The organism is Geobacillus jurassicus NBRC 107829 (assembly GCF_001544315.1).
Lineage (GTDB): Bacteria > Bacillota > Bacilli > Bacillales > Anoxybacillaceae > Geobacillus > Geobacillus jurassicus.
Window position 1 is genome coordinate 1 of the sequence record NZ_BCQG01000122.1, and the last position, 883, is coordinate 883.

Here is an 883-nt window from a genome sequence, read left to right on the forward strand (position 1 = left end):
CCTAAATAGGATATGACTTGAGACAGCCACATGCGTAAATATAGACGATGATCAGATAATAGAGAGAACATGGATCCGCCACCTTTTTGTTCATTAAAATAAATTTTAATGATAAAAAATATTTTGTCAATAACCCTCAGGATGATGTATAAAATTTTGTGTAAAACATTTTGCTATATAAGTTGCAATAAAGAATTTCCGATCTCCATGTCCCGTCTTTATCACCTGACAAGCTGACACGGTGACAAGAAGAGCGAACAATGCCATGTAAAACAAAATTGCAACTTATATAGACCAAAAGAAAAAAGACGGCGTTCAAGTATCCGCGTTATATCGAGTTCATTGATGAATTGCCGGCAACGCCGTCAAGCAAAGTATTGCGAAAGCTGCTTCCAAGAAATTGATGGCGATGGCGAGACGGAGGAGGAATGCATCGGGCAGCTGAAACGATTTTTCTCGTACATGCCGCAAAACCCGAACGAGCGGCCGCCAATGCGGAAGACGGACGATGACCCATACCGGATGGTGGAGGAAGTGTTTTCGATTTTGCCGGACAGACGAAGCCGCGTCTATGATATGCGAAACATCATCGCCTGCCTTGTCGATGACGGCGACTATTTTGAGTGCCAGAAAAAATTCGGCAAAGCGCTCATCACCGTTTTGGCTCATTTGAACTATTGTGCTTGGAAACTACATGCCGAAAATCAAACATAATTATTTCGTCGGCATCCGCACGCCGTGGACGTTGGAAAGCGAGACCGTTTGGAACAAAACGCACCGCTTCGGCGGCAAAGTGTTTATCGCGATGGGGATTTTGTCGATGCTGACCGTGTTTTGGCGCGGGGAGATGCAGTTTGTATTGTTTATCCTCGTCATCGCTTTT

2 pseudogenes are annotated in these 883 nt (G+C 44.3%); both read left to right on the forward strand.

Annotated elements, in window-relative coordinates:
* Positions 1 to 396 precede the first annotated feature (396 nt).
* Positions 397 to 675 (forward strand): annotated as a pseudogene (locus GJ1_RS17400) (carboxyl transferase domain-containing protein); the annotation flags it as partial.
* A gap of 1 nt (position 676) precedes the next feature.
* A pseudogene (locus GJ1_RS17405) lies at positions 677 to 883 on the forward strand (SdpI family protein); the annotation flags it as partial.